This window comes from Herbaspirillum sp. Her2, assembly GCF_057961375.1.
Genome location: NZ_CM176331.1, coordinates 2,458,522 through 2,483,082 on the forward strand (window position 1 = coordinate 2,458,522; position 24,561 = coordinate 2,483,082).

General features: G+C 62.7%; 25 protein-coding genes. 10 read left to right on the top strand and 15 right to left on the bottom strand.

The genetic code is table 11. The features are described from left to right. Positions 1-84: 84 nt before the first annotated feature. From ACWHXP_RS11210 to ACWHXP_RS11220, 3 genes are all read right to left on the bottom strand, one after another. The gene (locus ACWHXP_RS11210; protein WP_017450656.1) at positions 85-468 is read right to left on the bottom strand and encodes a RidA family protein; all 384 of its coding nucleotides are present in this window, start codon (positions 466-468) and stop codon (positions 85-87) included. Between the two features lie 111 nt (positions 469-579). Further along, entirely contained in the window at positions 580-2,070 is a 1,491-nt protein-coding gene (locus ACWHXP_RS11215) for an N-acyl-D-amino-acid deacylase family protein (RefSeq protein ID WP_489625217.1), read from the bottom strand. A gap of 1 nt (position 2,071) precedes the next feature. Beyond that, entirely contained in the window at positions 2,072-2,956 is an 885-nt protein-coding gene (locus tag ACWHXP_RS11220; RefSeq protein WP_489633846.1) for a MurR/RpiR family transcriptional regulator, read from the bottom strand. Positions 2,957-3,113: 157 nt separating this feature from the next. Here ACWHXP_RS11220 and ACWHXP_RS11225 point away from each other — a divergent pair, with 157 nt between their 5' ends. Both ACWHXP_RS11225 and ACWHXP_RS11230 read left to right on the top strand, forming a co-directional pair. Continuing rightward, on the top strand, positions 3,114-4,406 hold the full coding sequence (locus ACWHXP_RS11225; RefSeq protein WP_489633845.1) for an amino acid deaminase: 1,293 nt from the start codon (positions 3,114-3,116) through the stop codon (positions 4,404-4,406). A 35-nt stretch (positions 4,407-4,441) separates the two neighbouring features. Then, a complete protein-coding gene (locus ACWHXP_RS11230) occupies positions 4,442-5,365 on the top strand; it encodes a sugar kinase (protein WP_489633844.1) in 924 nt (307 codons plus the stop codon). Between the two features lie 28 nt (positions 5,366-5,393). On the opposite strand, the gene ACWHXP_RS11235 is transcribed toward ACWHXP_RS11230, so the two are convergent. Next, complete coding sequence (locus tag ACWHXP_RS11235; RefSeq protein ID WP_489633843.1) at positions 5,394-6,725, bottom strand: tetratricopeptide repeat protein; 1,332 nt, start codon at positions 6,723-6,725, stop codon at positions 5,394-5,396. A 130-nt stretch (positions 6,726-6,855) separates the two neighbouring features. Beyond that, positions 6,856-8,358: an aminotransferase-like domain-containing protein gene (locus ACWHXP_RS11240; RefSeq protein WP_489635858.1), complete on the bottom strand. Its 1,503-nt coding sequence runs from the start codon at positions 8,356-8,358 to the stop codon at positions 6,856-6,858. A 202-nt stretch (positions 8,359-8,560) separates the two neighbouring features. Between ACWHXP_RS11240 and ACWHXP_RS11245 the strand changes: the two genes are divergently transcribed. The 3 genes from ACWHXP_RS11245 (at position 8,561) to ACWHXP_RS11255 (ending at position 11,308) form a co-directional block, all read left to right on the top strand. After that, entirely contained in the window at positions 8,561-8,914 is a 354-nt protein-coding gene (locus ACWHXP_RS11245; protein ID WP_489633842.1) for a hypothetical protein, read from the top strand. Between the two features lie 179 nt (positions 8,915-9,093). Then, positions 9,094-10,593 (top strand): sensor domain-containing diguanylate cyclase, encoded by a 1,500-nt coding sequence (locus tag ACWHXP_RS11250; protein ID WP_489625212.1) that lies wholly within the window; start codon positions 9,094-9,096, stop codon positions 10,591-10,593. Between the two features lie 4 nt (positions 10,594-10,597). Beyond that, positions 10,598-11,308: an alpha/beta fold hydrolase gene (locus ACWHXP_RS11255; RefSeq protein ID WP_489625211.1), complete on the top strand. Its 711-nt coding sequence runs from the start codon at positions 10,598-10,600 to the stop codon at positions 11,306-11,308. Positions 11,309-11,334: 26 nt separating this feature from the next. Here ACWHXP_RS11255 and ACWHXP_RS11260 read toward each other — a convergent pair whose 3' ends face one another. The 8 genes from ACWHXP_RS11260 to ACWHXP_RS11295 form a co-directional block, all read right to left on the bottom strand. Beyond that, positions 11,335-11,820, bottom strand: coding sequence for a hypothetical protein (locus ACWHXP_RS11260; RefSeq protein ID WP_489633841.1), 486 nt, complete (start codon positions 11,818-11,820; stop codon positions 11,335-11,337). Positions 11,821-12,005: 185 nt separating this feature from the next. Further along, entirely contained in the window at positions 12,006-12,866 is an 861-nt protein-coding gene (gene pssA, locus ACWHXP_RS11265; RefSeq protein WP_121039133.1) for a CDP-diacylglycerol--serine O-phosphatidyltransferase, read from the bottom strand. A gap of 118 nt (positions 12,867-12,984) precedes the next feature. After that, positions 12,985-13,629: a phosphatidylserine decarboxylase gene (locus tag ACWHXP_RS11270; RefSeq protein WP_489625209.1), complete on the bottom strand. Its 645-nt coding sequence runs from the start codon at positions 13,627-13,629 to the stop codon at positions 12,985-12,987. Between the two features lie 177 nt (positions 13,630-13,806). After that, positions 13,807-14,337 carry a vesicle formation protein gene (locus tag ACWHXP_RS11275; protein ID WP_121039130.1) on the bottom strand — a complete coding sequence of 177 codons (531 nt, stop codon included), beginning with the start codon at positions 14,335-14,337 and terminating at the stop codon, positions 13,807-13,809. Positions 14,338-14,458: 121 nt separating this feature from the next. Then, positions 14,459-15,247, bottom strand: a complete 789-nt coding sequence (locus tag ACWHXP_RS11280) for an SIMPL domain-containing protein (RefSeq protein ID WP_489633840.1) — start codon at positions 15,245-15,247, stop codon at positions 14,459-14,461. 221 nt (positions 15,248-15,468) lie between these two features. Next, entirely contained in the window at positions 15,469-16,485 is a 1,017-nt protein-coding gene (ilvC, locus tag ACWHXP_RS11285) for a ketol-acid reductoisomerase (RefSeq protein ID WP_121039124.1), read from the bottom strand. 77 nt (positions 16,486-16,562) lie between these two features. Further along, positions 16,563-17,054, bottom strand: coding sequence for an acetolactate synthase small subunit (ilvN, locus tag ACWHXP_RS11290; RefSeq protein WP_008327594.1), 492 nt, complete (start codon positions 17,052-17,054; stop codon positions 16,563-16,565). Between the two features lies 1 nt (position 17,055). Continuing rightward, entirely contained in the window at positions 17,056-18,774 is a 1,719-nt protein-coding gene (locus ACWHXP_RS11295) for an acetolactate synthase 3 catalytic subunit (RefSeq protein WP_039786758.1), read from the bottom strand. A gap of 544 nt (positions 18,775-19,318) precedes the next feature. On the opposite strand from ACWHXP_RS11295, the gene ACWHXP_RS11300 reads away from it, so the two are divergent. The 5 genes from ACWHXP_RS11300 (at position 19,319) to ACWHXP_RS11320 (ending at position 22,988) form a co-directional block, all read left to right on the top strand. Further along, positions 19,319-19,897 carry an RNA polymerase sigma factor gene (locus ACWHXP_RS11300; RefSeq protein ID WP_039786760.1) on the top strand — a complete coding sequence of 193 codons (579 nt, stop codon included), beginning with the start codon at positions 19,319-19,321 and terminating at the stop codon, positions 19,895-19,897. Continuing rightward, the gene (locus ACWHXP_RS11305) at positions 19,894-20,301 is read left to right on the top strand and encodes a DUF3619 family protein (RefSeq protein WP_489625206.1); all 408 of its coding nucleotides are present in this window, start codon (positions 19,894-19,896) and stop codon (positions 20,299-20,301) included. The genes ACWHXP_RS11300 and ACWHXP_RS11305 overlap by 4 nt, the downstream gene beginning before the upstream one ends. A gap of 4 nt (positions 20,302-20,305) precedes the next feature. Next, positions 20,306-21,178 (top strand): DUF3106 domain-containing protein, encoded by an 873-nt coding sequence (locus tag ACWHXP_RS11310; RefSeq protein WP_489625205.1) that lies wholly within the window; start codon positions 20,306-20,308, stop codon positions 21,176-21,178. A 259-nt stretch (positions 21,179-21,437) separates the two neighbouring features. After that, the gene (locus ACWHXP_RS11315) at positions 21,438-21,962 is read left to right on the top strand and encodes an RDD family protein (RefSeq protein WP_489633837.1); all 525 of its coding nucleotides are present in this window, start codon (positions 21,438-21,440) and stop codon (positions 21,960-21,962) included. Between the two features lie 96 nt (positions 21,963-22,058). After that, the gene (locus ACWHXP_RS11320; RefSeq protein ID WP_209581034.1) at positions 22,059-22,988 is read left to right on the top strand and encodes an esterase/lipase family protein; all 930 of its coding nucleotides are present in this window, start codon (positions 22,059-22,061) and stop codon (positions 22,986-22,988) included. Between the two features lie 108 nt (positions 22,989-23,096). Here ACWHXP_RS11320 and ACWHXP_RS11325 read toward each other — a convergent pair whose 3' ends face one another. Further along, a complete protein-coding gene (locus tag ACWHXP_RS11325; RefSeq protein ID WP_034334487.1) occupies positions 23,097-23,444 on the bottom strand; it encodes a hypothetical protein in 348 nt (115 codons plus the stop codon). Between the two features lie 124 nt (positions 23,445-23,568). Further along, entirely contained in the window at positions 23,569-24,414 is an 846-nt protein-coding gene (locus tag ACWHXP_RS11330) for a ferritin-like domain-containing protein (protein WP_489633836.1), read from the bottom strand. Between the last annotated feature and the right edge of the window lie 147 nt (positions 24,415-24,561).

Sequence of the window (24,561 nt, forward strand, 5' to 3'; positions counted from 1 at the left end):
TTTATTCTTTTTGTTCTTCTTGTTCCGTCTTGCCCGGCAAGGGGCAGGGCAAGGCAGTTCCACAACTGCCCTGCCCCTGCTGCATCAGCGCTTGAAGGCGACGCAATCGACCTCGACCTTGCAGTCCACCACCATGCTGGAGACCACGCAGGCACGGGCCGGCGGGTTGGCACCGAAGTATTCCTTGAAGACCTTGTTGAAGGAGGGGAAGTCGCGTGCATCATCGAGCCACACGCCACAGCGCACCACGTGCTCGGGGCCGTAGCCGGCTTCCTTCAGGATGGCCAGCACGTTCTGGATGGCCTTGTGCGACTGCGCCACGATGCCGCCGTCGATCACCTCGCCGTTTTCCATGGGCACCTGGCCCGACACGTACAGCCAGCCATCGGCGGCCACTGCGCGTGCGAACGGCAGATGCTGGCCACCGGTGCCGCTGCCACCTTCCACACCAAATCGTTGAATGCTCATTGCTGCTCCTTTACTGAACTTGGATTGAACTCGGATACCAATCTGAAAAATGAATCTGAAAAGCGATTTGCAACTTGAAGTTGATAATCGCCCGCTGATGTTTTCTGCAACTCAGGCTGACGTTTTCTGCACCGTGCGCGCCAGGAAGCGTCCGGCGCGCGCGCTGGTGGATTGCTTGTCCTGGCCGCGATAGGCCAGTTGCCCGTTGACCCACACCGCCTCGATGCCATGCGCCGGCTGCATGGGATCAGTAAAGCTGGCGGCATCACGAATGGTCTCGGGATCGAACAGCACCAGGTCGGCGTGATAACCCTCGCGCACGAAACCGCGCTGTTCCAGGCCGAAGCGCTGGGCCGACAAACCCGTCATCTTGTGCACGGCAGTGGCCAGCGAAAACAGTTTCTGCTCGCGGCTGTAATAGCCCAGCACCCGCGGGAAAGCGCCCCACAGGCGCGGATGCGGCAAGGGATCGTTGGGCAGGCCATCGGAACCGACCACCGTGGCCGGATGCGAGAGGATGCGATTGACGTCGTCATCCGACATGCAGTGATACACGGCCCCGGCCGGCATCAGGCGCGCGGCAGCGGCGTGCAGGTCCACGCCCCAGTCGGCGGCGATCTGCTTCAACATCTTGCCGCCCTGCTCCGGATGCGGCTCCGACCAGGTGACCTGGATGTCGTAATCGGCGGTGACCTGTTTCAGGTCCAGCGTGGAAGAGCTGGCGGTGTAGGGATAGCAGTCGCAGCCCACATGCTGATGGCGCGAGGCGGCTTCCAGTGCCTGCAGCACTTCACTGCTGCGGCCCCAGTTCTCCACGCCCGCGCACTTCAGGTGCGAGATCACCACCGGTACCCGTGCATGCTTGCCGATGCGGAAGGCTTCCTCCATCGCATTGAGGATGTCGGCGAATTCGCTGCGCAGGTGCGTCGCGTAAAGCCCGCCGAACTCGGCCAGCGGCTCGGCCAGGGCCAGCACTTCTTCCGTGGGGGCGTTGATGGCATTGCCGTAGGCCAGTCCCGTGGAAAGACCCAGCGCACCATGCTCCAGCGCCTCGCGCAATTGCGCGCGCATGCCGTCGATTTCCGCATCGCTGGCCGCACGATCGAGACGGTCCATGTGGTTGTTGCGCAAGGCCGTGTGACCGACCAGCGCAGCCACGTTGATGGCCGGCTGCGCGGCATTGACGGCCTCGACATAGCTGGCAAAGCTCGGATAGTGGAACGCCTCGGACTTGCCCAGCAGGTTCATCGGGTCCGGCGGATCACCCTTGAGCGTGACCGGTGCGGCACTGATGCCGCAGTTGCCGACCACCACCGTGGTCACGCCCTGCGACAGCTTGGGGAACATCTCCGGCGTGCGGATGACGTTGGTATCGTCATGCGTGTGCGCATCGATGAAGCCGGGCGAGAGCACGCGCGCGGCGCCGTCGATTTCCTGCTCGGCCTGCCAGCCCGCAAGCTGGCCGACGGCGACGATGCGGCCATTGCGCACCGCTACGTCGGCGGGTACCGGCTCGGCCCCGCTGCCATCGATGACAAGAGCGTGGCGGATCAGAATATCGCAGTGCCGGGGGCTGCCCGACGATTGCTGCGTGGATGTCATGTCAGTCTCCCAGTGGCTGGTGCAAGTCGCCGCCGCCACGATGGGCATCGAGCACGTACTTGAGGCGGCGCAGGCGTTCCTGGCTGCTTTCCTTGTGCAGCAAGGCCAGCTCCAGCACCAGCATGTCCAGCGTCGCCATCATGGCGTAGCGCGACGAGGACGGTTTGAAAATCAGGTCGGTTTCCAGCGTCTTGATGGGCAGCAGCACATCGGCCATCTTCGCAAGCGGCGATCCAAGGGCGGTGATGGCGATCAGCTTGACGCCGTATTCGCGCGCCACCTCGCAGCTGGCCAGCAGCTCGGGCACGCTGCCGGTGGTCGAGAAGACCAGCAGCACGTCGTCCTTGTCGAGGGTGGCCGCCACCATCTTCTGCAGCACCGCATCGTGATAGGTCGCCACCGGACGGCCCAGGCGCACCAGGCGATAGCGCGCCTCGTCGGACATCATGGTGGAGCCGCCGCCCATGCCGAAGCAGTAGATCATGCGCGCGCCCAGCAGCAGGTGCGCGGCTTGCATCAGCATGTCGGGGTTGAGCATGGCACGGTTCAGTTCCAGCACCGCGTGGATGTCGCGGTAGACCACGTCGGCCAGTTCCGGCGGCTGCTCGGAGGGCACCGTCTTGGCACCATCGAAGAAGCGCTGCCCCACCGCCACCGCCTGGGCCAGCAGGAACTTGAATTCGCGCACGTCGCGGCAGCCCATGGCTTTGGCAAAGCGGGTCACGCTGGCCACCGAGACGCCCGCCTTCCCGGCCAGCTCGCCGATGCTGGCGCTGGCAGCAGTGGCCAGATCGCCCAGGATCGCTTCAGCCACTTTCTGTTCAGCCAGGCGCAAGGTACTGCTGCGCTCGGTGATGCGGGAAATGATGTCCAATGTCTGCGCCATGGGAAGGAAAATTCAGTCTGCGGGAATGGGCGGGCCATGCAACCAGCGACCCCGGAAGGTGCCGCGCAAACAATTTATGTTATTTACTAACACGGCGCAAACATAGTAAATTCAAGGCTATTATTACGTCAATCCTAATTTCACAGGAATTAAAGCGATGAGTGATACAAACTACCAGAGCCAGTTTCAGGCCGGCATGATCGACCCGCTCAACAAGGGCCTGGGTGCGCTGGCGCAACCCCTCACCCCGCAACAGGCGGGCAAGGTGCGCTGGAACCTGCTCAATGAAGACATCAGCCTGCCGGCTGCGGTGTTGTATGAAGAAAAGATCGCCCACAACCTGAAGTGGATGCAGGACTTCGTCGGCCAGTACCAGGTCAAGCTGGCCCCGCACGGCAAGACCACCATGGCCCCCAAGCTCTTCGCACGCCAGCTCGACACCGGCGCCTGGGGCATCACCCTGGCCACCGCCCACCAGACCCTGGCCGCCTATCACCACGGCGTGCGCCGCGTCATCATGGCCAACCAGCTGGTGGGCAAGCGCAACATGGCCATCATTGCCGAGCTGCTGGCCGACCCCTCTTTTGAATTCTTCTGCCTGGTCGATTCGGCTGCGCTGGCCGATCAGCTGGGCCGCTTCTTCGCCGAGCGCAAGCAGACCCTGAACGTCCTGCTGGAACTGGGCCCCGCAGGCGGCCGCACCGGCGTGCGTGACGACGCGCAGCAGCAGGCGGTGCTGGCCGCCATTGCGCGCTGGGACAGCCTGGCTCTGGCGGGTGTGGAGGTTTATGAAGGTGTGCTCAAGGAAGAGGACGACATCCGCCGTTTCCTGCAGCGCGCGGTGGCCTGCCTGAAGGATCTTTCCGCGCAAGGCCAACTGGCACGCCGCCTGGCGCAGGGCCCGGCGATCCTGACCGGGGCCGGTTCGGCCTGGTACGACGTGGTCGCCGAGGAATTCGGCCAGGCCGACATCGGTGCCGCGCTGGACGTGGTGCTGCGTCCGGGCTGCTATCTCACCCATGACGTGGGCATCTATCGTGCCGCGCAATCGCAGATCCAGGTCCGCAATCCGGTGGCGCACAGCATGCGCAGCCAACTGCAGCCGGCGCTGCAGCTGTGGGCCTACGTGCAATCCATCCCCGAGGCCGACAAGGCCATCATCGCCCTGGGCAAGCGCGATGCCGCTTTCGATGCCGGCCTGCCGGCCCCGGTCACGCGCTTCCGCCCGGGCCAGGATACCCAGCCGCAAGCCACCCCGGCGCACTGGGAAGTGACCGGCATGATGGACCAGCACGCCTACCTGAAGATTGCCGAGGGCGACGATATCCAGGTCGGCGACATGATCGCCTTCGACATCTCCCACCCCTGCCTGACCTTCGACAAGTGGCGTCACCTGGTCGTCGTGGACCAGCGTTTCGATGTGACCGACATCGTGCAGACCTTCTTCTGATCGATGCCCGGGAAAGAAGAGCGAAAGAACAGCACATGAACAAACCCATCCTCGCCTACGGCGAAGCCATGGTCGAATTCAACCAGCGCATCGACACGCCGCGCCAGTACCTGCAAGGTTTTGGCGGCGACACCTCCAACTTCGCCATCGCGGCAGCCCGCCAGGGTGCCGCGTCGGGCTATGTCAGCGCCGTGGGGGACGACCACTTCGGCCAGGACCTGCTGGCGCTGTGGCAGCGCGAGCAGGTCGACGTACAGCACGTGGCGGTGCAAGCCAATGGCAGCACCGGCCTGTACTTCGTCACGCACGACGATCAGGGACATCACTTCCACTATCGCCGTGCCGGCTCGGCAGCCAGCCGCTACACCGTGGGCGACTTGCCTTTGCAAGCCATCGCCGCTGCCGGTGCCCTGCACCTGTCAGGCATCAGCCTGGCCATCAGCGAGAGCGCCTGCGACGCCGGACTGGCCGCCATGACGCATGCGCGCGCCGCCGGCGTGACCACCTCGCTCGACACCAACCTGCGGCTGCGTTTATGGCCGCTGGAACGCGCACAGGCGAAAATGGCCGAGGCCTTCCGCCTGTGCGATGTCTGCCTGCCGAGCTGGGAAGATGTATCGATGCTGACCGGACTCGATGACCGGGACGCCATCGTCGATCACCTGCTGGATTACGGTGTGAAGCTGGTGGCCTTCAAGCTGGGCCATGAAGGCTGCTATGTAGCTACCCGCCAGGAGCGCCGCATGGTCTCGCCCTATCCGGTGCAGGCGCTGGATGCGACGGGTGCGGGGGACTGTTTTGGCGGGGCCTTCATGGCCGAGCTGATGGCCGGGCGCGATCCCTTCCAGGCAGCGCGCTATGCCAACGTCGCGGCCGCCCTCTCGACCACCGGCTACGGCGCAGTGGACCCCATCCCTCGGCGTGAACAGGTGGAAGCGACGCTCAAGGCCGCAGCCTGACCGATGCCGTCCCTCGTGACGCGTCGCTTCACTGCCGGCGCGCCACGAACAGCATGCCGGCCACTGGCTGGCGCACTTCCTCGCGCAATACTTCATCACGCTGATGCAGCGGCTCCATGCCCTGTGCCTGCAGCAACGTGCGCACATAATCGCGGCCATGGCGGTAGCGTCCGCTGGCATGCAGCCGATGGCCTTGCTCCACCCCGTCCTGGGGCGTGAGCACCTCCACCGTGAAGACGAAGTACCCGCCCGGTTTCAAGACAGCAGCAACCGCCTTGAACACGTTCTCCAGATCCCCGAAATAGATCATCGTATCCGCCGCCGTGACCAGGTCGCAGCTTTGCGGATGACGCAGGAGGTAGTCGGTGATCTCGGCCTTTTCCAGCTGATCGTAGTGGCCGGTGGCCGCGGCCTTTTCCAGCATCTTGCCGGCCAGGTCCACGCCGGTCAGATGCTGCGAATAAGGCCGCAAATAGGTCCCGCACAGCCCGGTCCCGCAACCGATGTCGATGGTGGCAAACTGGCGCGCCGCCTGCGTGACCAGGGCCACGCCCTGCCCGATCAGGCTGGGGCCGCGATAGCCGAGGCTGTGCAGCAAATTGGTTTCAAACGTCTCGGCGTAGCGGTCGAAGTGCGATTCGAGGTAACGATCCGAGGCGCGCGTGGGCACATCCAACTGCGAGCAGGCGGCCAGCATGTGGGCCGCAATCGGATTGTCGGGTTCGCTGGCCAACCAGGCGCGATAGGCTTCTGCAGCTTCTTCCAGGCGGCCGAGGAAGTAGAAGGAAATGCCGACCATCTCCCAGGACTTGCCCTCCATCGGCGGCAACACGTAGGCGCGGCACTGATAGTGCGAAGCCTGCATCTTGTCGCCGGCAGCCTCGAAGAGATTGCCCAGGTGCAGCAGCGCCGGCAGGAATTCGGGGGCGATCTCCACCGCACGCTGAAAGGCGGCAATGGCCTCCTCATTGCGGCCCCGCTGCATGTGCGTGGCCCCCAGGTTGTTCCAGATCGTGTGATCTGCGGGCGCGGCTTCCAGCGCCGCACCATACGCCTGCGCAGCACCGTCCAGCTCGCCCAGCGCAAACAGGACATTGCCCAGGTCGTTGTGCCAGGCGGCATTCTCGGGTTCCAGCGCACTGGAGAGCTCCAGCTTGTCCAGCGCCTCGGCATGGCGTCCGGCCTGGTGCAGCCAGATGCCGTAGAAGTGCAAGGCGACCGGCTCGATGGGATCGTCTTCCAGCACGGCTTCGTAGACGGCGCGGGCTTCTTCCCGGCGGCCCGCCATGTGGGCATCGATGGCCGCGTTCAGGCGGACAGCGTGCAGTGGCTGGATCTGCGTAGTCTGCTGCTCAGGCATGAACGGCTCCCCTCGTAAAGCGCATGGAGGCACCGGAAGAAAAGTCCGGCGCTCTTTACATTTTCTTTACAAGTCTGCAGCAGACTGCCCTTTCGGGCAATGCCTGATTCTCTTGAAAGCTTGCCAAGCTCTACAGGAAAGCCAGGCTGTGCCCGATGCTGCCCAGGCGGCGCAGGGCCTGGTCGAGTTCGCGGGTGAAGGGATGGCCACAGCAGATGCGCAGGAAGTGACCGTAGCGGTTGGAATTGGAGAAGATGGCCCCCGGCGACACCCCCACGCCCTCCAGCAGCGCCCGCTCGAACAACTGCTGCGAGCAGACCTGCGCCGGCAGCTCCACCCACAGCCCGACGCCGCCATTGGGCACATTCAGGCGCGTACCTTCCGGGAAATAGGCTGCGATCGACTCGGCCATGCGTTCACGCTGTTCCTTGAGCAACTGGCGCAGGCGGCGCAGATGGCGGTCATAGGCGGGGCTGGCGATGAAGTCGGCGGCGGTGACCTGGGTCCATTCCTCATTGGCGCGGGTGTGGGTGAACTTGAGCATCTTGACCCGCTCATGCCAGCGCCCGCCATTCATCCAGCCCAGCCGCATGCCGGGCGCCAGCACCTTGTTGAGCGACGCGCAATAGATCACATTGCCGCTGCGGTCGCGGCTCTTGAGGCTGGAGGGCGGCACGTTGCCGTCGGCCAGCTCGGTATAGGCGTCGTCTTCGATCAGGGGCAGGCGCAATTCTTCACACAGGCGTACCAGCTTGTCCTTGTGCTCGTCGGGCATGATGCAGCCCAGCGGATTCTGCAGGTTGGGCACCACCACCACGCCCTTGATGTTGCCGTAGGTGCGCACGGCCAGTTCCAGCGCTTCTACCGAGATGCCGGTGTGCGGGCTGGTCGGGATTTCCAGCGCCTTCATGCCGAGGTTTTCCAGTGCCTGCAGCAGGCCGAAGTAAGTCGGTGACTCCACCGCGATCGTGTCGCCCGGCCCGGCCACCGCGCGCAGGGCAAGGTTGAGCGCCTCGATGCAGCCGTGGGTGACCACCACTTCTTCATGATCGATACGCATGCCGTGATGCAATGCACGCCGTGCCACTGCCTGGCGGAAGGTAGCATTGCCGTTGTGCGGCATGGCGCTGGTGAGCAGTTCGGGGCGCTCGCGCAGGGCCCGCATGGCGGCCTGCTTCAGGGTTTCCACCGCATAGAGCTCGGGCGCACAGGTCATGCCGGACAGGTCGATGCGCGGTGCCCCGCTCTGGCGCAGGGCGATGTACTTGGAGACCTTTTCGTGGATGCCCGCATATTGCTCGGGATCGATGGCCATCAGGCTCTTGGGCTCCTGCACCGGCCGGATCGCCGAACGGCGCGGCTGGCGCACGAAGTAGCCGGAACGCGGACGCGCTTCCAGCCAGCCGCCCTCTTCCATATGGCGCAGCGTCTGCAAGGACGTCGACAAACTCACCTGGTGCTGGCGCATCAGGTCGCGCACCGAGGGCATGCGGTCGCCGGCCACCAGGGTGCCGGACTGGATGGCTCCTTGATAATGCTCGGCCAGACGACGGTACAGGGGCTGGCGTCCGTTGTCGGGGGCGGCGGCAAGGGCGGCCGATGCAGTGGCCGGCGGCGGTGCCGTGGGCTTCATGTCGGGGAGGTGCGGGCGGGTATCCATAACAGTCATCATCTTCGTGAGGACGAAACCAGAACAGATACAGAGTAGGCGAAAAGCAGGGGTAACAGAGCAAAAAGCTGCAGCCTGTTACGCAGCAGAGTGAATTTTCCTGTGCCTGTTGTCGCCGCGCCGCCCTCCCTAGACTGCAGGCTGGCCCATCAACAAGGAGAACACCATGCCCGCCCCGCTGACCGCCCCCACCACCACCCAGGTCCTGCCACTGGCCGCCGGCCAGCATCTGCAACTCTGGCTGCCTGCCGGCAGCCAGCTGCTGTGCCAGGCGCCGCAAGTGCGCGTGACCGAATCGGCGCAATGGCAGGCGGACCGTCTGGTGAGCCGCCAGACCCGGCTGAGCGACGGAGAAAGGATGGTGCTGGCGCACGAGGGCTGGATCGGTGTGCTGGCCACGCACGAGGGTGAACTGCTGTGCCTGCGTCCGATAGCGCAGGCATGGTATGCGCCCTTGGTGGTCTGGCTGCGCACGCTGCGGAGCGGGCGGAGCGCGCCGGAATGGGGTCCTGGCCATTGAGCAATCAGGCCACGGGCAGCCGGATGGATTGATGAAAATTAACTTTTAGTTAACGATTTCGCATCATTCGCGCTTTTCGAGCAATAAAATTGCGCAAAACGGGGTGAACGGGCGATGGAAGAGCTGCAGGAGTTTCCGTAAAACTATTACACTTCATCATCAGCAAAAGATGAAGTGTCATGCAGAACGAATCCTCCCTCGCCCGCTCCGTTCCGGCTTCCATCCCGGCCCTTTCCGAACAAGAGACCTTCGACCTCACGCCCATTTCCTTATGGAAAGAGGACTACAGCGGCCTGAAGCGCCTGTTCGACCAGTGGCGCGCCGACGGCGTGACCGACCTGCGCAGCTATCTGACCGTGGATCCCAGCCGCGCCCAGGCCTGTGCCATGCAGATCCGCGTGGTCGACGTCAACCGGCGCACCCTGGAATGGTATGAAGCGCGCGACCTGGCGCACCTGGTGGCCAACCTGGACAAGATCTTCCGGGATGACATGCTCGACACCTTCATCGATGAAATGGTGCAGTTGTGGAATGGCGGCACGACCTTCTCCAGCTATACCGTCAACTACACCCTGGGCGGCAAGCGGCTGGACATCCAGCTCTCCGGGCGCATCATGCCCGGCAGCGAAGAGAGCTGGGATTACGTGCTGCTGGCCATCGAGAACGTCACCGAGCGCGAGACGGCCCGCAAGAAGCTTTCCCGCAGCGAAAACTATGCGCGCGGCCTGTTCGAATATTCACCCATTTCCTTGTGGGTGGAAGATTTCAGCGCGGTCAAGCGCCTCTTCGACGACCTGCACCGCATCGGCATCACCGATTTCCGCACCTTCACGGATGTGCATCCGGAATTCGTGGAGCGCTGCATGCAGGAAATCCGCGTCATCGATGTGAACCTGCAGACACTGTCCATGTTCGCTGCCCCGGACAAGGCCACCCTGCTCTCGCGGCTGTCCGACGTGTTCCGCGACGACATGCGTCCGCATTTCAACGAACAGTTGATCGAGCTGTGGAACGGCAACCTGCTGCACCACCGTGAGGTAGTGAACTACTCGCTGACCGGTGAAACCCTTCACGTCCATCTGCAGTTTTCTGTCTTCCCCGGTCACGAGAAAAACTGGGACCTGGTGCTGGTGGCGCTCACCGACATCACCGCCCGCAAAAAGGCCGAAGCCTATCTGGAATTCCTCGGCAAGCACGATGAACTGACCAAGCTGCACAACCGCGCCTACATGGTCGACGAACTCAACCGCCTGGAGCGCAAGGGTCCCTTCCCGGTCAGCGTGATCGTGGCTGACCTCAATGGCCTGAAGGAAGTCAACGACGAGCTGGGCCACGCCACCGGCGACGCCCTGCTGCGCCGCGTGGGGGAAGTGCTGGGCAAGGCGGTGGAACGTCCCTGCAGCGTGGCGCGCACCGGCGGTGACGAATTCGCCATCCTGCTGCCGGCCACCGACGAGCGTGGCTGCCAGTTGCTGATGGACCAGATCCAGAAACTGGTCGAAGTGAACAATCAGTACTATTCGGGCGTCTCGTTGAGCCTGTCGATGGGCGCGGCTACCGGCGTTCCCGGCGAGCGTCTGGAGCAGGTGGTGCAGCGGGCCGACAGCCTGATGTATGAAGCCAAACGCCATTATTACGCCAGCACGCCAGGCCTCGAACGCCGTCATCCGGACGCCTGAAAACGTGTCCGCGCGCTATCCCTGCCCGCGTGAAGAACTGGCCCTGGCGGCGGGCGCGGAAACGCTGGCGGCCGATATTCTGCGCAGCGCGCCCGGCCAGCCCGTCCATACACTGGTGCTGCACGGGGCCGGGCAAGGGGATCGGCAGCGCCAATGGCCACTGCGGCAGGCCCTTGCCGCACGAGGCTGCGGCAGTGCCGCCATCGATTTTTCCGGCCATGGGCAAAGCAGTGCCCTGCTGCCCAATTCCCTGTCCAAACGCCTGGTCGAAGCGCAAGCCGCGCTGGACCGCCTCACCGTCTCGCCGCGCACCGTCGTGGGCGTGAGCATGAGCGGCGAAATCGCCCTGCGCCTGGCCTGCCGGGCGGAAAACCAGATCGCCCATGTCGTCACGCTGGTCGGTGCGCTCTATGACGGTGCCGCCTTCATGTTGCCTTTCGGGCCGGCCTTCAGCGCGGCCTTGCGGCGCCCGCACAGCTGGCGGGATGCCGAAGTGCTGCAGATGATCCGTGCTTATCGCGGACGGCTCACCCTGATCCGCGCCAGCGAGGATGCCGTCATCCCGGCCGAGATCGCCGAGCTGATCCGCCAGCACGCCAGCTCGGCCAGCGACTGCCGCATCGTCGACCTGCCGGGCGTGGATCATCGCGTCAGCGAACGCAGCGCGCAGGATGCCGCGCTATGCGCACAGCTGGCCGCACTCATCACCGACTGAACTGCCAGGAATAAAGGGACGCCGCCTCAGGCCATGGTCGAGATCAGGCCGCCGACCACGTTCTGGTTGACGATGTCCTCGACGATGGAACCGGTCAGATCAGGCTGGGATTTGAGTAGCAGGGAGAGCTGCGAACTGAGCTCCTCGCCGGCGAACACGCCTGAGCCATCATAGATGCCCGAAGTCGCCCCCGGCGTGACGATGCTGCCCAGCACCCCCTGGTAATAGCTCTGGGTGGCCTGGTTCTGGGTGAGATCGGTGGAGGTGCCGGCCGACGAACCGGCATTGACGATGGAATCAAACAGCCCCGCCGCATTGTAGGTGAGGCCGGAATTGGCGGAGGACCCGCCGCCCAGAGTCACGATCACCGAGGCCTCCGACGACAGCTCGACCGCCTGCGCTACGGCCGCAGGATTGCTGGCTGCAGTCACCGGATTGGAAGTGCCGCTGCTGCCCAGGCCGTAGGGATCCAGGCTGCCCAGCGTGGTCAAGGTGGAGGATGTGATCGCCATGTTCATACCATCAACGCGCGATATGCAGCAACGCGCTTACCATGGGATTCTAGGAAACTCTGCCCCGCTCGGCAAGGCAGACGTGACGGTGCTGACCGGCCGATGCCCGGCGCAATGCAAAACACCCGGCCGGGGCCGGGTGTTTCTTGTCCTGCGGGAAGATGCTCCGTCAGGCTTAACGGGCATCAGTGCGGCAGATCGCCATGCTCATCCTTGGTCTGCACAATACTGACCGGCTTGCCCTTGATGCGGCGCCAGATGTAGACGCCATAGCCGGACAGGCCATACAGCACGAACAGCCCGAACAGCACCTTGGACGGATCGCTGGAAATGAGCACCAGCGCCACCACCACCAGCAGTGCCGCAATGAAGGGCACCGGCTTGCGGAAGTTGACATCCTTGAAGCTGTAGAACGGCACATTGGTGACCATGGTGATGCCGGCGTAGAGGGTGATGACCCAGCCATACCAGCTCAGGTCAGTGCCGGCAAAACGCAGGTCATCCATCAGCCAGACGAAGCCGGCCACCAGGGCCGCAGCCGCGGGGCTGGGCAAGCCCTGGAAGTAGCGCTTGTCGACCACGGCGATGTTGGTATTGAAGCGAGCCAGGCGCAAGGCACCGCCGGCGCAATACACGAAGGCTGCCAGCCAGCCCAGCTTGCCCATGCCGCGCAGCGACCATTCATAGACCACCAGGGCCGGGGCGGCACCGAAGGAGACCATGTCGGAAAGGCTGTCGTACTGGGCGCCGAATTCGCTTTGCGTATTGGTCATGCGGGCCACGCGGCCATCCAGGCTGTCGAGCACCATGGCCACGAAGATGGCGATGGAGGCGTAGTCGAACTTCAGGTTCATGGCCATCACGATGGCGTAGAAACCGCAGAACAGCGCGGCCGTGGTGAAGGCGTTGGGCAACAGGTAGATGCCGCGCGAGCGCCGCCGTGCCACTACCTGCCCGGCCTCGTCCAGTTGCGCAGCCTTGGGGCGGCGCAGCGATTTCGGGAAGGGAATGCCGGCTTTGGCCTTGCGTCGTCGTAATGTGGGCATCGATGTCTATCAGTGAGGAGGACGGAAATCGCAGCACGCAGTCTGCGCTCGGGCCTCATCCGTGACGCTGCTGCAAGCACAGGCTGGCGCGCGCCACGGTGAGGCCTTCATGGTGTGATCAGAGTTCGGCCAGAATGGTTTCGGTGGCCGAGACCTTTTCACCGACGGTGACCTTGGGAGTGGCCGTCAGCGGCAGGTAGACGTCCACGCGCGAACCGAAGCGGATGAAACCGTAGCGCTGGCCACGGGCCAGGGTATCGCCCGCCTTGACGTAGCACAGGATGCGGCGCGCGATCAGGCCGGCCACCTGCACGCAGGTCACGCTGTGCCCACTGGTAGTGGTGATGGCCAGGGCATTGCGCTCGTTTTCCAGCGAGGCCTTGTCGAGGTCGGCATTGACGAACTTGCCGGGGAAGTACTGCACCTTCTCGATCTTGCCATCCACCGGGGCACGGTTGGAGTGGACGTTGAAGACGTTCATGAAAACGCTGATCTTCAGGGCTTCGCGGTCGGTGTAGGGGTCATGGGCGCGGGCCACGACGACGATGCGGCCATCGGCCGGGGACAACACGGCATTGGCGGATTGCGGGATCACGCGCGGCGGATCGCGGAAGAACTGCAGGACGAACAGCGCGATGATCCACAGCGGGAAGGACCAGGCGCCGCAGAAATAGGTTGCCAGCGCTGCCACGACCACGGCGATGGTCAGGAAGGGCCAGCCTTCGCGGGCGATGATGGGATGGGGATAGTGGTTATTGTTCAATGTTGCTCCAATGATCGCGCGGTACTCGCGGAAAGTTCAAAAGTAAAAGCGTGCCTATTCTAGTCCAGCGCCCGTTAAATGCAATGAAATGCACCGCCATCCGGCCGGTGGCGGTGCATCTCGGGGCATCCAGGACAATTTTTCGAGAACCGGGCCCGGGCATTGCCCGGCACCGGCTCAGCGCGGCTGCGGGCGGGAGAAACTCAGCTTGAGTTCATTGCGCGCCAGCCCGCGCGGACCGGTCAGTTGCATCTGTCCGATCAGGATCGTCACTTCGGCATCGGCATAGTCCAGGCCGGTGACTTCGGTGATCTGGCGCAGGTCGCCCTGGCGGCGTTCCTGCGGCTCGTCGGCGATGATGCCTGGCGGCTCCTTGGCCAGCGGTGCACAAGCCTTCACATCGTTGACCAGGCGCTGGTAGGCACGGCCCATGTCCGCTGGCGTCGAATAGCGCCAGATGCAGGTATAGACCGAGGAATTGTCGGCAATGGCGCAGCTCTCGGCACCATCCAGCATGAAATTGGAGAGATAGACGGGGCCGCGCTTGTCGCCCTTCATGACGGCATCGGGGCCGTCTTTCTTCCAGCCGTCGAAGTGCGATTGCGACTGCTGGTGGATGGCACGCAGGTCGGCACAGATGTCGGCATGCGCCGTGCTGGCCACCAGTGCGGTGAAGAGTGGCAGCAGCAGCTTGGTGATGGTCCGCATGATGAGATGATCTTCTTGAAACGGAAAAGGAGGCCGATTATAGCCTCCCTTCCCTGCCGACCCGAGCGGGTTGACGATTCTTGATATGAACTGTCCGGCGCGAACAGTCCGGTATGTTCGCTTACTTGAAGCGCACCTTGCCCACCAGACGCATGCTCACGGTGGATTCACCAGGCTCGAAGCTGGGCTCGGCCACCGTCGTGCTTTCCTGGACCATGTCGGCACGCATGGCCTTGGCCATCATCGGGGCGGGAGCGGGCGCGGCGTAGTTGCCCGAGCCTTCGAAGTCCACGGTTTCAATCACGGCATCCGACGGGGCGCGATGCATGGCATTGGCGATGAAGCCGATGCGCTCTTCCAGGTTGCGGTAGGTGGCGTGGACCAGCGTGGCATCCAGCTTCTTGGCGGCCGCCGGGCTCAGGCGGAATTGCAGGCCGTTCAGGCTCATCAGGGCCTGGGCCGAAGAGACGGTCTTGGGCAGCGCGGCCAGGTTCTCGGTGGTCATCTCCAGATACTGGCCGACGCGCCATCCCACGACTTGCCGTGCCTTGGCTGGCTGGCGGGGCTGTTGCGACGTGACTTGCGGCGGTTCAGCATAGACCGCATAGGTGTAATAGCCGTAGCTCTTCAACGCCGCTTGCGGGTCCTGGCGCTTGAGCAGGTCAATGCCCTGCTTCATCTTCTGGTTCACGCGGGAGGCGGCAGCGGCCTTGTCCTTGTCCTGCTCTTCCACTTGCAGGGTGACGCGAGCCTGGTCGTTCGGTACGCTGATCTCGCCGTTGGCTGGCACCACGACCATGGTGCCGGTGGTCGGGACCGGGGCCGGCGCGCTCATGGCGGTCTGCGCCTGGGTGGCAATACAGGCGGTGGCCAGGAGTGCGCCCAGCATCAGTTTGCGGGAAGGTGTCATAAGGGATCCTCTTTATTCTTGGTCGGTGACGGGGTGATGATAGCTTCATAGCGAAAGCATCAACCCTGCACTTCGACGACCGCCGTCAAGGATTGGTTCTTGGCCAAGTGCAACAAGGCGTAACACAATGACAACTCCACCACCCTTCCCTGGCTCACGGACCAAAAAAAACGCCACGGCGAACCGTGGCGTTTTCTTCGACTGCGGCTTGTAGCGGCAGATCAGTTCTTGCTCTGGTCGACCAGCTTGTTGGCCTTGATCCAGGGCATCATGGCGCGCAGCTTCTCGCCCACGATTTCGATCTGGTGTTCGGCGTTGATACGACGACGCGACATCAGGGTCGGAGCACCGGCCTTGTTTTCCAGGATGAAGCTCTTGGCGTATTCGCCGGTCTGGATGTCTTCCAGGACCTTCTTCATGGCAGCCTTGCTCTCGGCGTTGATCACGCGCGGGCCGGTCACGTACTCGCCGTATTCGGCGTTGTTGGAGATCGAGTAGTTCATGTTGGCGATGCCGCCTTCATAGATCAGGTCGACGATCAGCTTGAGTTCGTGCAGGCACTCGAAGTAGGCCATTTCCGGCGCGTAGCCAGCTTCGACCAGGGTTTCGAAACCGGCCTTGATCAGTTCCACGGTACCGCCGCACAGCACGGCTTGTTCGCCGAACAGGTCGGTTTCGGTTTCTTCGCGGAAGTTGGTTTCGATGATGCCGGCACGGCCGCCGCCGTTGGCGGTGGCGTACGACAGGGCCAGGTCACGGGCCGAGCCGGACTTGTCCTGGTGCACGGCGATCAGGTGCGGCACGCCGCCACCCTGGCTGTAGGTCGAACGCACGGTGTGGCCGGGGGCCTTGGGGGCGATCATGATGATGTCCAGGTCAGCGCGCGGCACGACTTGGCCATAGTGGATGTTGAAGCCGTGCGCGAAGGCCACGGTCGCGCCTTGCTTGGCGAAGGGAGCGACGTTTTCTGCATAGACCTGGCCGATGTTTTCGTCCGGCAGCAGGATCATGATGACGTCGGCATCCTTGACCGCGTCATTGACTTCGGCGACCTTCAGGCCAGCCTGTTCAGCCTTGTTCCACGAAGCGCCACCCTTGCGCAGGCCGACGGTCACCTTGACGCCGGAATCCTTCAGGTTCAGGGCGTGAGCGTGGCCTTGCGAACCGTAACCGATGATGGTCACGTTCTTGTTCTTGATCAGGGACAGGTCTGCGTCTTTGTCGTAGAAAACTTTCATGATTTTTTCCTATGTTCCGAGTAACTCGAATTTGAATGTATGTATGTGTGTGTGATGCGTACTGCTGGCGCGGTCGATCAGATCTTCAGGATCCGTTCGCCGCGGCCGATGCCGGAGCCGCCGGTACGGACCGTTTCCAGGATCGCGGTGCGATCCAGGGCGTCGATGAAGGCGTCCAGCTTGCTCTTGGCGCCGGTCAGCTCGATCGTGTAGGTCTTCTCGGTGACGTCGATGATGCGGCCGCGGAAGATATCCGCAGTGCGCTTCATCTCTTCCCGTTCCTTGCCCACTGCGCGCACCTTGATCAGCATCAGTTCGCGCTCGATGTGCGCGCCTTCGGTCAGATCGACGACCTTCACCACCTCGATCAGGCGGTTCAGGTGTTTGGTGATCTGTTCGATCACATCATCCGAACCCGAGGTCACGATGGTCATGCGCGACAGGGTCGAATCTTCGGTGGGTGCAACGGTGAGCGTTTCGATGTTGTAGCCGCGTGCGGAGAACAGGCCCACGACACGGGACAATGCGCCGGCTTCGTTTTCCAGCAGCACAGAAATGATATGGCGCATGTTAGAGATCCTCCGAACCCAGCAACATTTCAGTCAAACCCTTGCCCGCCTTGACCATCGGCCAGACGTTCTCGGTTTGATCCGTGATGAAGTTCATGAAGACCAGCCTGTCCTTCATGGCGAAGGCTTCGCGCAGCGCGCCGTCGACATCGCCCGGTTTCTCGATTTTCATGCCGACGTGGCCATAGGACTCCGCCAGCTTGTTGAAGTCCGGCAGCGAATCCATGTAGGACTCGGAATAGCGCGAACCATAGTCGATCTGCTGCCACTGGCGCACCATACCCAGGAAGCGGTTGTTCAGGAGAATGATCTTGGGCGTCAGGTGATACTGCTTGCAGGTCGCCAGTTCCTGGATGCACATCTGGATCGAGGCTTCGCCGGTGATGCAGGCCACCGTCGCATCGGGGTTGGCCATCTGCACGCCCATGGCGTACGGCAGGCCCACGCCCATGGTGCCCAGGCCACCGGAATTGATCCAGCGGCGCGGCTTGTCGAAACCGTAGTACTGCGCGGCCCACATCTGGTGCTGGCCGACGTCGGAGGTGATGAAGGCATCGCCCTTGGTCACTTCCCACACCTTCTGCACCACGGATTGCGGCTTGATGAATTCGTCGGAGGTAGCGAACTTCAGACAGTCACGCTTGCGCCATTCGTTGATCTGCTTCCACCAGGCATCCAGCGCCGCGCCGTTCTGGCGGGTCTCGGCTGAATCCAGCTGCGAGAGCAGTTCCTGCAGCACGTCCTTGACGTTGCCCACGATGGGGATGTCGACCTTGACGCGCTTGGAAATCGACGAAGGGTCGATATCGATATGGATGATCTTGCGGGCATTCGAGGCGAAGTGCTTCGGGTTGCCGATCACGCGGTCATCGAAGCGCGCACCAATGGCGATCAACACGTCGCAGTGCTGCATGGCCATGTTGGCTTCGTAGGTACCGTGCATGCCGGGCATGCCGACGAACTTGTCGCTGGACGAACGATACGCGCCCAGGCCCATGAGCGTGTTGGTACAGGGATAGCCCAGGCGATCGACCAGCTTGTTCAGCTCGGGCGAAGCATTGGCCAGGATGATGCCGCCGCCGGTATAGATCATCGGACGCTCGGCCGACAGCAGCAGCTGCAGCGCCTTGCGGATCTGGCCCGAGTGGCCCTTGTCGACCGGCTTGTAGGAACGCATTTCCACCGCCTTCGGATACTCGTAGGCGCAGGTATGCATGGTGATGTCCTTCGGGATATCGACCAGGACCGGGCCGGGACGGCCGGTGGTGGCGATAAAGAAGGCTTTCTTGACGGTCTCCGCCAGGTCCTTCACATCCTTCACGAGGAAGTTGTGCTTCACGCAAGGGCGGGTGATACCGACGGTGTCGCACTCCTGGAACGCGTCCTGGCCGATGGCGGTCGACGGCACCTGGCCGGAGATCACCACCATGGGAATCGAGTCCATGTAGGCCGTGGCCAGGCCGGTGACCGCATTGGTCACGCCGGGGCCGGACGTGACGATGGCCACGCCGACTTTCTGCGAGCTGCGCGAATACGCATCAGCGGCATGCACGGCGGCCTGTTCGTGACGAACCAGGATGTGCTGGAATTTGTCTTGCTTGAAGATTGCGTCGTAGATATAGAGGACGGCGCCACCAGGATAGCCGAAGACGTGTTCAACACCCTCTTCAGCGAGGCAACGGACGAGTATGTCCGCGCCGGTGAGTTGCTCAGCACTCATGCTGCTTCCTTTCAAGGTCCATTGGAAATTGATCGGATGTTCTCTCCTGACGGAATCGCATTCATCGTCTTGCCGGCAGCATCCCTTTATTGTGCGGTCACGCCGTTTCTGCGCTCCAACCGTAGTGGAGTTTGAAACGCCGCTCAACGCGACTCGTTCAGCCTTGGTACAAATCGACTTCTACAGATTCCTCGCGCTTGTGGCACGGGTTAGAACAAACAAGCTTTAAACCTATAAAGCGTTTCCTCGAACCGGCACGACCTTATGTGAAGCACCGGCAAGGAACAAAAACGCCCCAGATGTGGGAGGCGGGAAACAGGACAGTAATGCGTTGCATCATTTTGGTCAAGCGAATTCCTGTGAAATCGTTGCCAATACTCGCGTTCGCTGGGGCCGCCGAGGATAAACTTCAGGACAAAGAGGACCATTTTTGCTAGCATTCGGTCTGCTTTTTGACGATTTCTTGCATTTTTCGCATCTACGCCGGCCAGGATGCAGGTTTTTAACTGATCTGACCGGTGACCCATCCGGCACACCGTATTGCATGGCAACTGACAAAGAACTCTCCGATTTTCTTGAAAGTGTCGAACGCCGCGCCTTCAAACAGGCGGTGTATGCCGTGCGCAAAGATGAAGCCGCGTTGGACATCGTTCAGGATGCAATGATCAAGCTGGCCGAGAAATACGGCGACAAGCCTGTCGATGAACTGCCGATGCTGTTCCAGCGCATCCTGCAGAACACCATTCATGATTTCTTCCGCCGCGAAAAGGTGCGCAACACCTGGGTGAGCCTGTTCTCCAGCTTCGGGGGCAATGGCGGCGACGGCGAGGGCGGCGACGATTTCGACCTGCTGGAAAGCCTGGAATCGGAAGACGGCTCCCAGGCTGCCGAATCCAGCGCAGACAAGGTCGAGCGCGAGCAGACGCTGAACCTGATCGACGCCGAAATACAAAAGCTGCCAACGCGTCAACGGGAAGCATTCCTGATGCGTTACTGGCAGGACATGGACGTGGCGGAAACAGCCGCCGCCATGGGTTGCTCCGAAGGTAGCGTCAAAACCCATTGCTCCCGCGCAACGCACGCGCTGGCTCAAGCTCTCAGAGCCAAAGGAATCTCATTATGAACAACAAGGAAATGCAATTCGCCTACAAGGTGAAGCTGGCGCTTGACGCCAATCTTGACAACCTGTCCGACGACACCTTGCAAGGCCTGTCGGCCGCGCGTCGCGTGGCCTTGGCGCGCAAGAAACAGGCCCCGATCCACAAGCGCGTGGAACAGCCGGCGCTGGCCGGTGCCTTCGGTGGCACCATGATGTCGCCCGAGAAACCGTCGTGGTGGAGCCGCCTGGGCGTGGCGGCACCGCTGCTGGTGGGCATCATCCTGTTCGCCGGCATCTATCAGCATGAAAACGCCAAGCGCGTGAGCTACCTGGCCGACATCGACGCGGCCGTGCTGTCCGACGAGCTGCCTCTGTCGGCGTATCTGGATCATGGTTTCAACGCTTTCCTGGCTGAAAAGGGACAATAAGACGATGCACAAGACCACCGGCACTCCTTTGAAGGCTTCCGTCCGCCTCTCGCGCATAGCGCTGGCGCTGGCGGTGCTGGCCGGTGGATTGAGCTGCGCCTGGACCGTGGCGCAGAACGCGCCCTCCACTGCAGCGGCACCGTCCGCCACGCCCGCCACACCTGCACCAGCCGCCAGCCCTGCCGCAACGGCACCAGTGGCCGGCACACCCGGAACAGCTGCAGCACCTGCCGCACCGGCCGCCACCCATGCCAGCAAATCCGCCGGCAGGTCCATAGCACGCAAGCCCGAGAACAAGCTGGCCTGGTCCAATCTCTCGCCCGCCCAGCATCAGGCGCTGGAACCGCTGACCGGCGAATGGCCGCGCATGAGCGAACTGCAGAAAGAAAAATGGCTGGAAATCGGCAAGCGCTACGCCAAGATGAAGCCGGAAGAACAGCAGCGCCTGCATGAACGCATGCGCGACTGGGTCAAGCTGACCCCGGCCGAACGCAGTGCCGCCCGCACCAACTACGCCCGCGCCAAGAAGCTGGATGCGGAAGAAAAGCACGAGCAATGGACCAAGTACCAGCAACTGTCTGAAGAGCAGAAAAAGAAACTGGCCGAGTCCAAGTTGCCCAAGCGCGTGGCCAAGCTGCCGACCTCGCCGTCGGCCGCCGCACCGACCATCCAACTGCCCACCGAGGCGCTGGATCGCTCTCTGCCCGTGACACCTGCTCAGGTCCCGGCTCCGGCGGTGGCTCCCGCGCCGTCTCAGGTGCCTGGTTCGCAAGCCACGCCAGTGCCTGCGATTGCACCGACTGCGGCGCTGCCCACGACCGTGGCCGTCAGCGCTGCGGTGACTCCTGTGGCAAGCACCGCCAGCGACGGCAAGTAAGCCTACCTCTTCCGCTCCGCCTCCTCCGCCAGATTGATTGAAACCGCCCCTTGGGGCGGTTCGCGTTTCCACCCTCGTCAAGACCGTGCGTGAAGCCGCAAAGGCATACATCCCCTGCCACGCAGGCTTGCCCCTTGCTCTGCCTCAAGCCTTCACATAGGCAAGCGCGCCTGATTGCATTACCATCTGCCGGCCACGGCGTGCACGGTGTGCGCTGCTTCTTCACTCCACCCTAGCCAGAACGGAACAAACAGGAACCATGCCGGAATTCACCACGCCCTCCCTGCGCCGCCGCATGAGCAGCATGCTGTACGAATCCATGCTGCTGTTTGGCGTACTGTTCATGTCGGGCTGGCTGTTTTCCACGCTGCTGCAGCAGCGTCATGCCCTGTATCTGCGCCATGCGCTGGAAGGCTGGCTGTTCCTGGTTCTGGCGATCTATTTCGTCTGGTTCTGGACCCATGGTGGCCAGACCCTGGCGATGAAGACCTGGCGTTTCCGCGTGGTCGACCGCGACGGCCAACCCTTGCGGCTGGGGCGCGCGCTGTTGCGCTTCGTGCTGGCCTGGCTGTGGATCCTGCCGGGACTGGCTCTGGCCTCGCTGGCAAGGGGCCAGGTCTGGTTGCTGGTGCTGATCCCCGCCGCCAACCTGCTGTTATGGGCCATGACGTCGCGCCTGGATGCGCAAGGACAATTCCTGCACGACCGCCTGGCCGGCACCCGCCTGGTCGACATCACGGCCCAGCCCAAGGCCGCCGGCAGCACGGCCGAGGCCAAGTCATGAAGCGGACATGAGCGCCTCGCCGCGCTCTGTTATGCTCTCGGGCGAAGGCATGCAGCCGCATGCCCTTGGACCTGATCGCCTCCGACCGACGCCCGCATGATTTCACGCATCTCCAGAACCCTGCTCCTCATCCAGTTCGGCATTGCGATCCTGCTCTACTTCCTGCTGCGGCATTTCGACTGGCCCATCCTGGCCGCAGCTGCCGGCGGCGTGCTGATCGTATTGCTGCTGCGCGCCCAGATCACTGCCAACAGCTTCTTCCTGACCTGGCCCTATCGCGGCCGCACCTCCAACCCGGTGACCATCACCTGGCTGCAGATCGCCACCCTGTTCCTGCGCGAATTCCGCGCCACCATGCTGTGTTCCTCGTGGGGCATGCCCTTCCTGCGCTTCGACCAGTTCAGCTATCCCGACACCACCTCGCTGCCGGTGCTGCTCATCCACGGCTACGGCTGCAACAGCGGCTACTGGCGCTGGCTGAGCCTGGAGCTGCGCGAAGCTCACATCACCCACTATGCGCTGGACATGGAACCGGTGTTCGGCAGCATCGATGAATACGCCCCGCTGGTGCATGCCGCCGTCCAGCGCGTGCTGGCCGAGACCGGACAAAAGAAGATCGTCATCGTCGCCCACAGCATGGGTGGCCTGGCCGCGCGCGCCTACCTGCGAGACCACGGCTGCGACAGCGTGGCCCGCGTGATCACCCTGGGCTCGCCGCACCATGGCACCGCCATTGCCAACTTCGGCATTGGCATCAACTGCGGTGAAATGAACTGGCTGGGCCGTTATGAAGAAGGACGCAGCAGCGAATGGCTGCAGAAGCTCGCGGCCACCGAAGAAGCCGATGCACTGGGCCACATCGTGTCGATCTATTCCCACCACGACAACATCGTGTCGCCGCAGACCTCAGCGCATCTGGAGGGCGCCTGGAACATCCCGGTCATCGGCATTGGCCACGTGGCGCTGGCACTGGAACCGTCCATTCACAAGATGGTGATCGAACTGATCCACAACGCCCGCGACTGACGCAGGCGCTCGCGGACACCGCAAAGCAAAATGCCGTCCCGGCACGAAGCGCGGGACGGCATCTCGGTGACAACGAGGACGCAGCCAGCGGCTGCACCCTCAACGGACTTACTTCTTGGAAGCGTCCTGGATCTTCTGCCCGGCCTCTTCCACCTTTTCACCGGTCTTCTGCGCCAGATCCTTGGCACCTTCCTTGGTCTTTTCGTAGGCTTCCTTGGCGTCAGCCTTGGCCTTGTCCAGCGCGCCATCGAGCTTGGAGCCGGATTCAGCGGCCTGATCCTTGGTCTGGCCGGTCACTTCATCGAGCTTCTTGCCGGCATCCTGCACGGCACCGTCGATCTTCTTGCCCAGCGCTTCGGCCGGACCCGGTTCTTCCTTCTTCTGGCAGGCTGCCAGCAGGGTAATGGCGGCCACGCTCACAGCAACACCGGCCAGCAGTTTGGACATCTTGTTCATGTTCTCATCCTTTCCGTTCATATTTGACGATCCCGATCTGTCGGGATTCGAGGTGAAGATAGCACAGCAGCATGTGTCGGCCTGCCGCTGCCAAATTTGCTTACATTTCTTGCAAATACGTCGATCATCGCGAAACATCGCTGAACATCAGCATTTCCTCTTCTGAAAAACCCGCCGCGCGCCGCGCTTCCAGGTTAAAGGGGCCGCGCAAAGGCGGTGCGCGATGGCGCTGGCACAATTCGGCGAAAGTCGTCACCGGGTCCAGCTGGCGCTGCTCGCACAGCCAGTTGAACCAGCGATTGCCGATCAGCACATGGCCGACTTCGTCACGCATGATGATGTCCAGGATCTCGGCGGCCGCCAGGTCGCCCGCCTGCGCCAGCTTGGCGCGTACCGGCGGGGCGGCATCCAGCCCGCGCGCTTCCAGCGTGCGCGGGACCAAGGCGATGCGGGCCAGGACGTCATCCTTGGTGGACTCGGCCATGTCCCACAGGGCATTGTGGGCGGTAAAGTCGCCGTAGTCGTGACCCAAGGTCTTCAGGTGATCGGCAAGCAAGCTGAAGTGATAGGCTTCCTCATCGGCCACCTGCAGCCAGTCATCATAGAACTCGCGGGGCATGCCGGCGAAGCGCCAGACCGCATCCAGCGCCAGGTTGATGGCATTGAACTCGATATGCGCCAGCGCATGGATCAGTGCTGCCCTGCCCTCGGGCGTGCCCATGGAACGGTGCTTCACCTGCAGCGGAGAAACCAGCTCGGGCCGCGCCGGGCGGCCAGGAATGCCGCTGCCGGATTCGGCGGCGGCCAGGTCATCGGTTTCCAGCGCTAACTGACCGGCCTGCCAGGCGGCACGCAAGGCCCGCACGGAACTGCACTTGACGGCGGGATGCATTTCTTTCAGGCAAGACAACGCGGCGCTACGCACGTGGGTGAATGAAAAGACTTCATCTGGGGACGAGACGTGATCCAAGGAACTGACTTTCAGGGAAGGTAAAATACGCGGTTGAGGACGCCGGCTTTGCCACCATATGAAGATAAATGTCCAATCTTGCAATACAGGGACAAGGCAAGGACAAGGCAAACAAGCCCGGCACCATCCACCGACCAGCAGGTAACG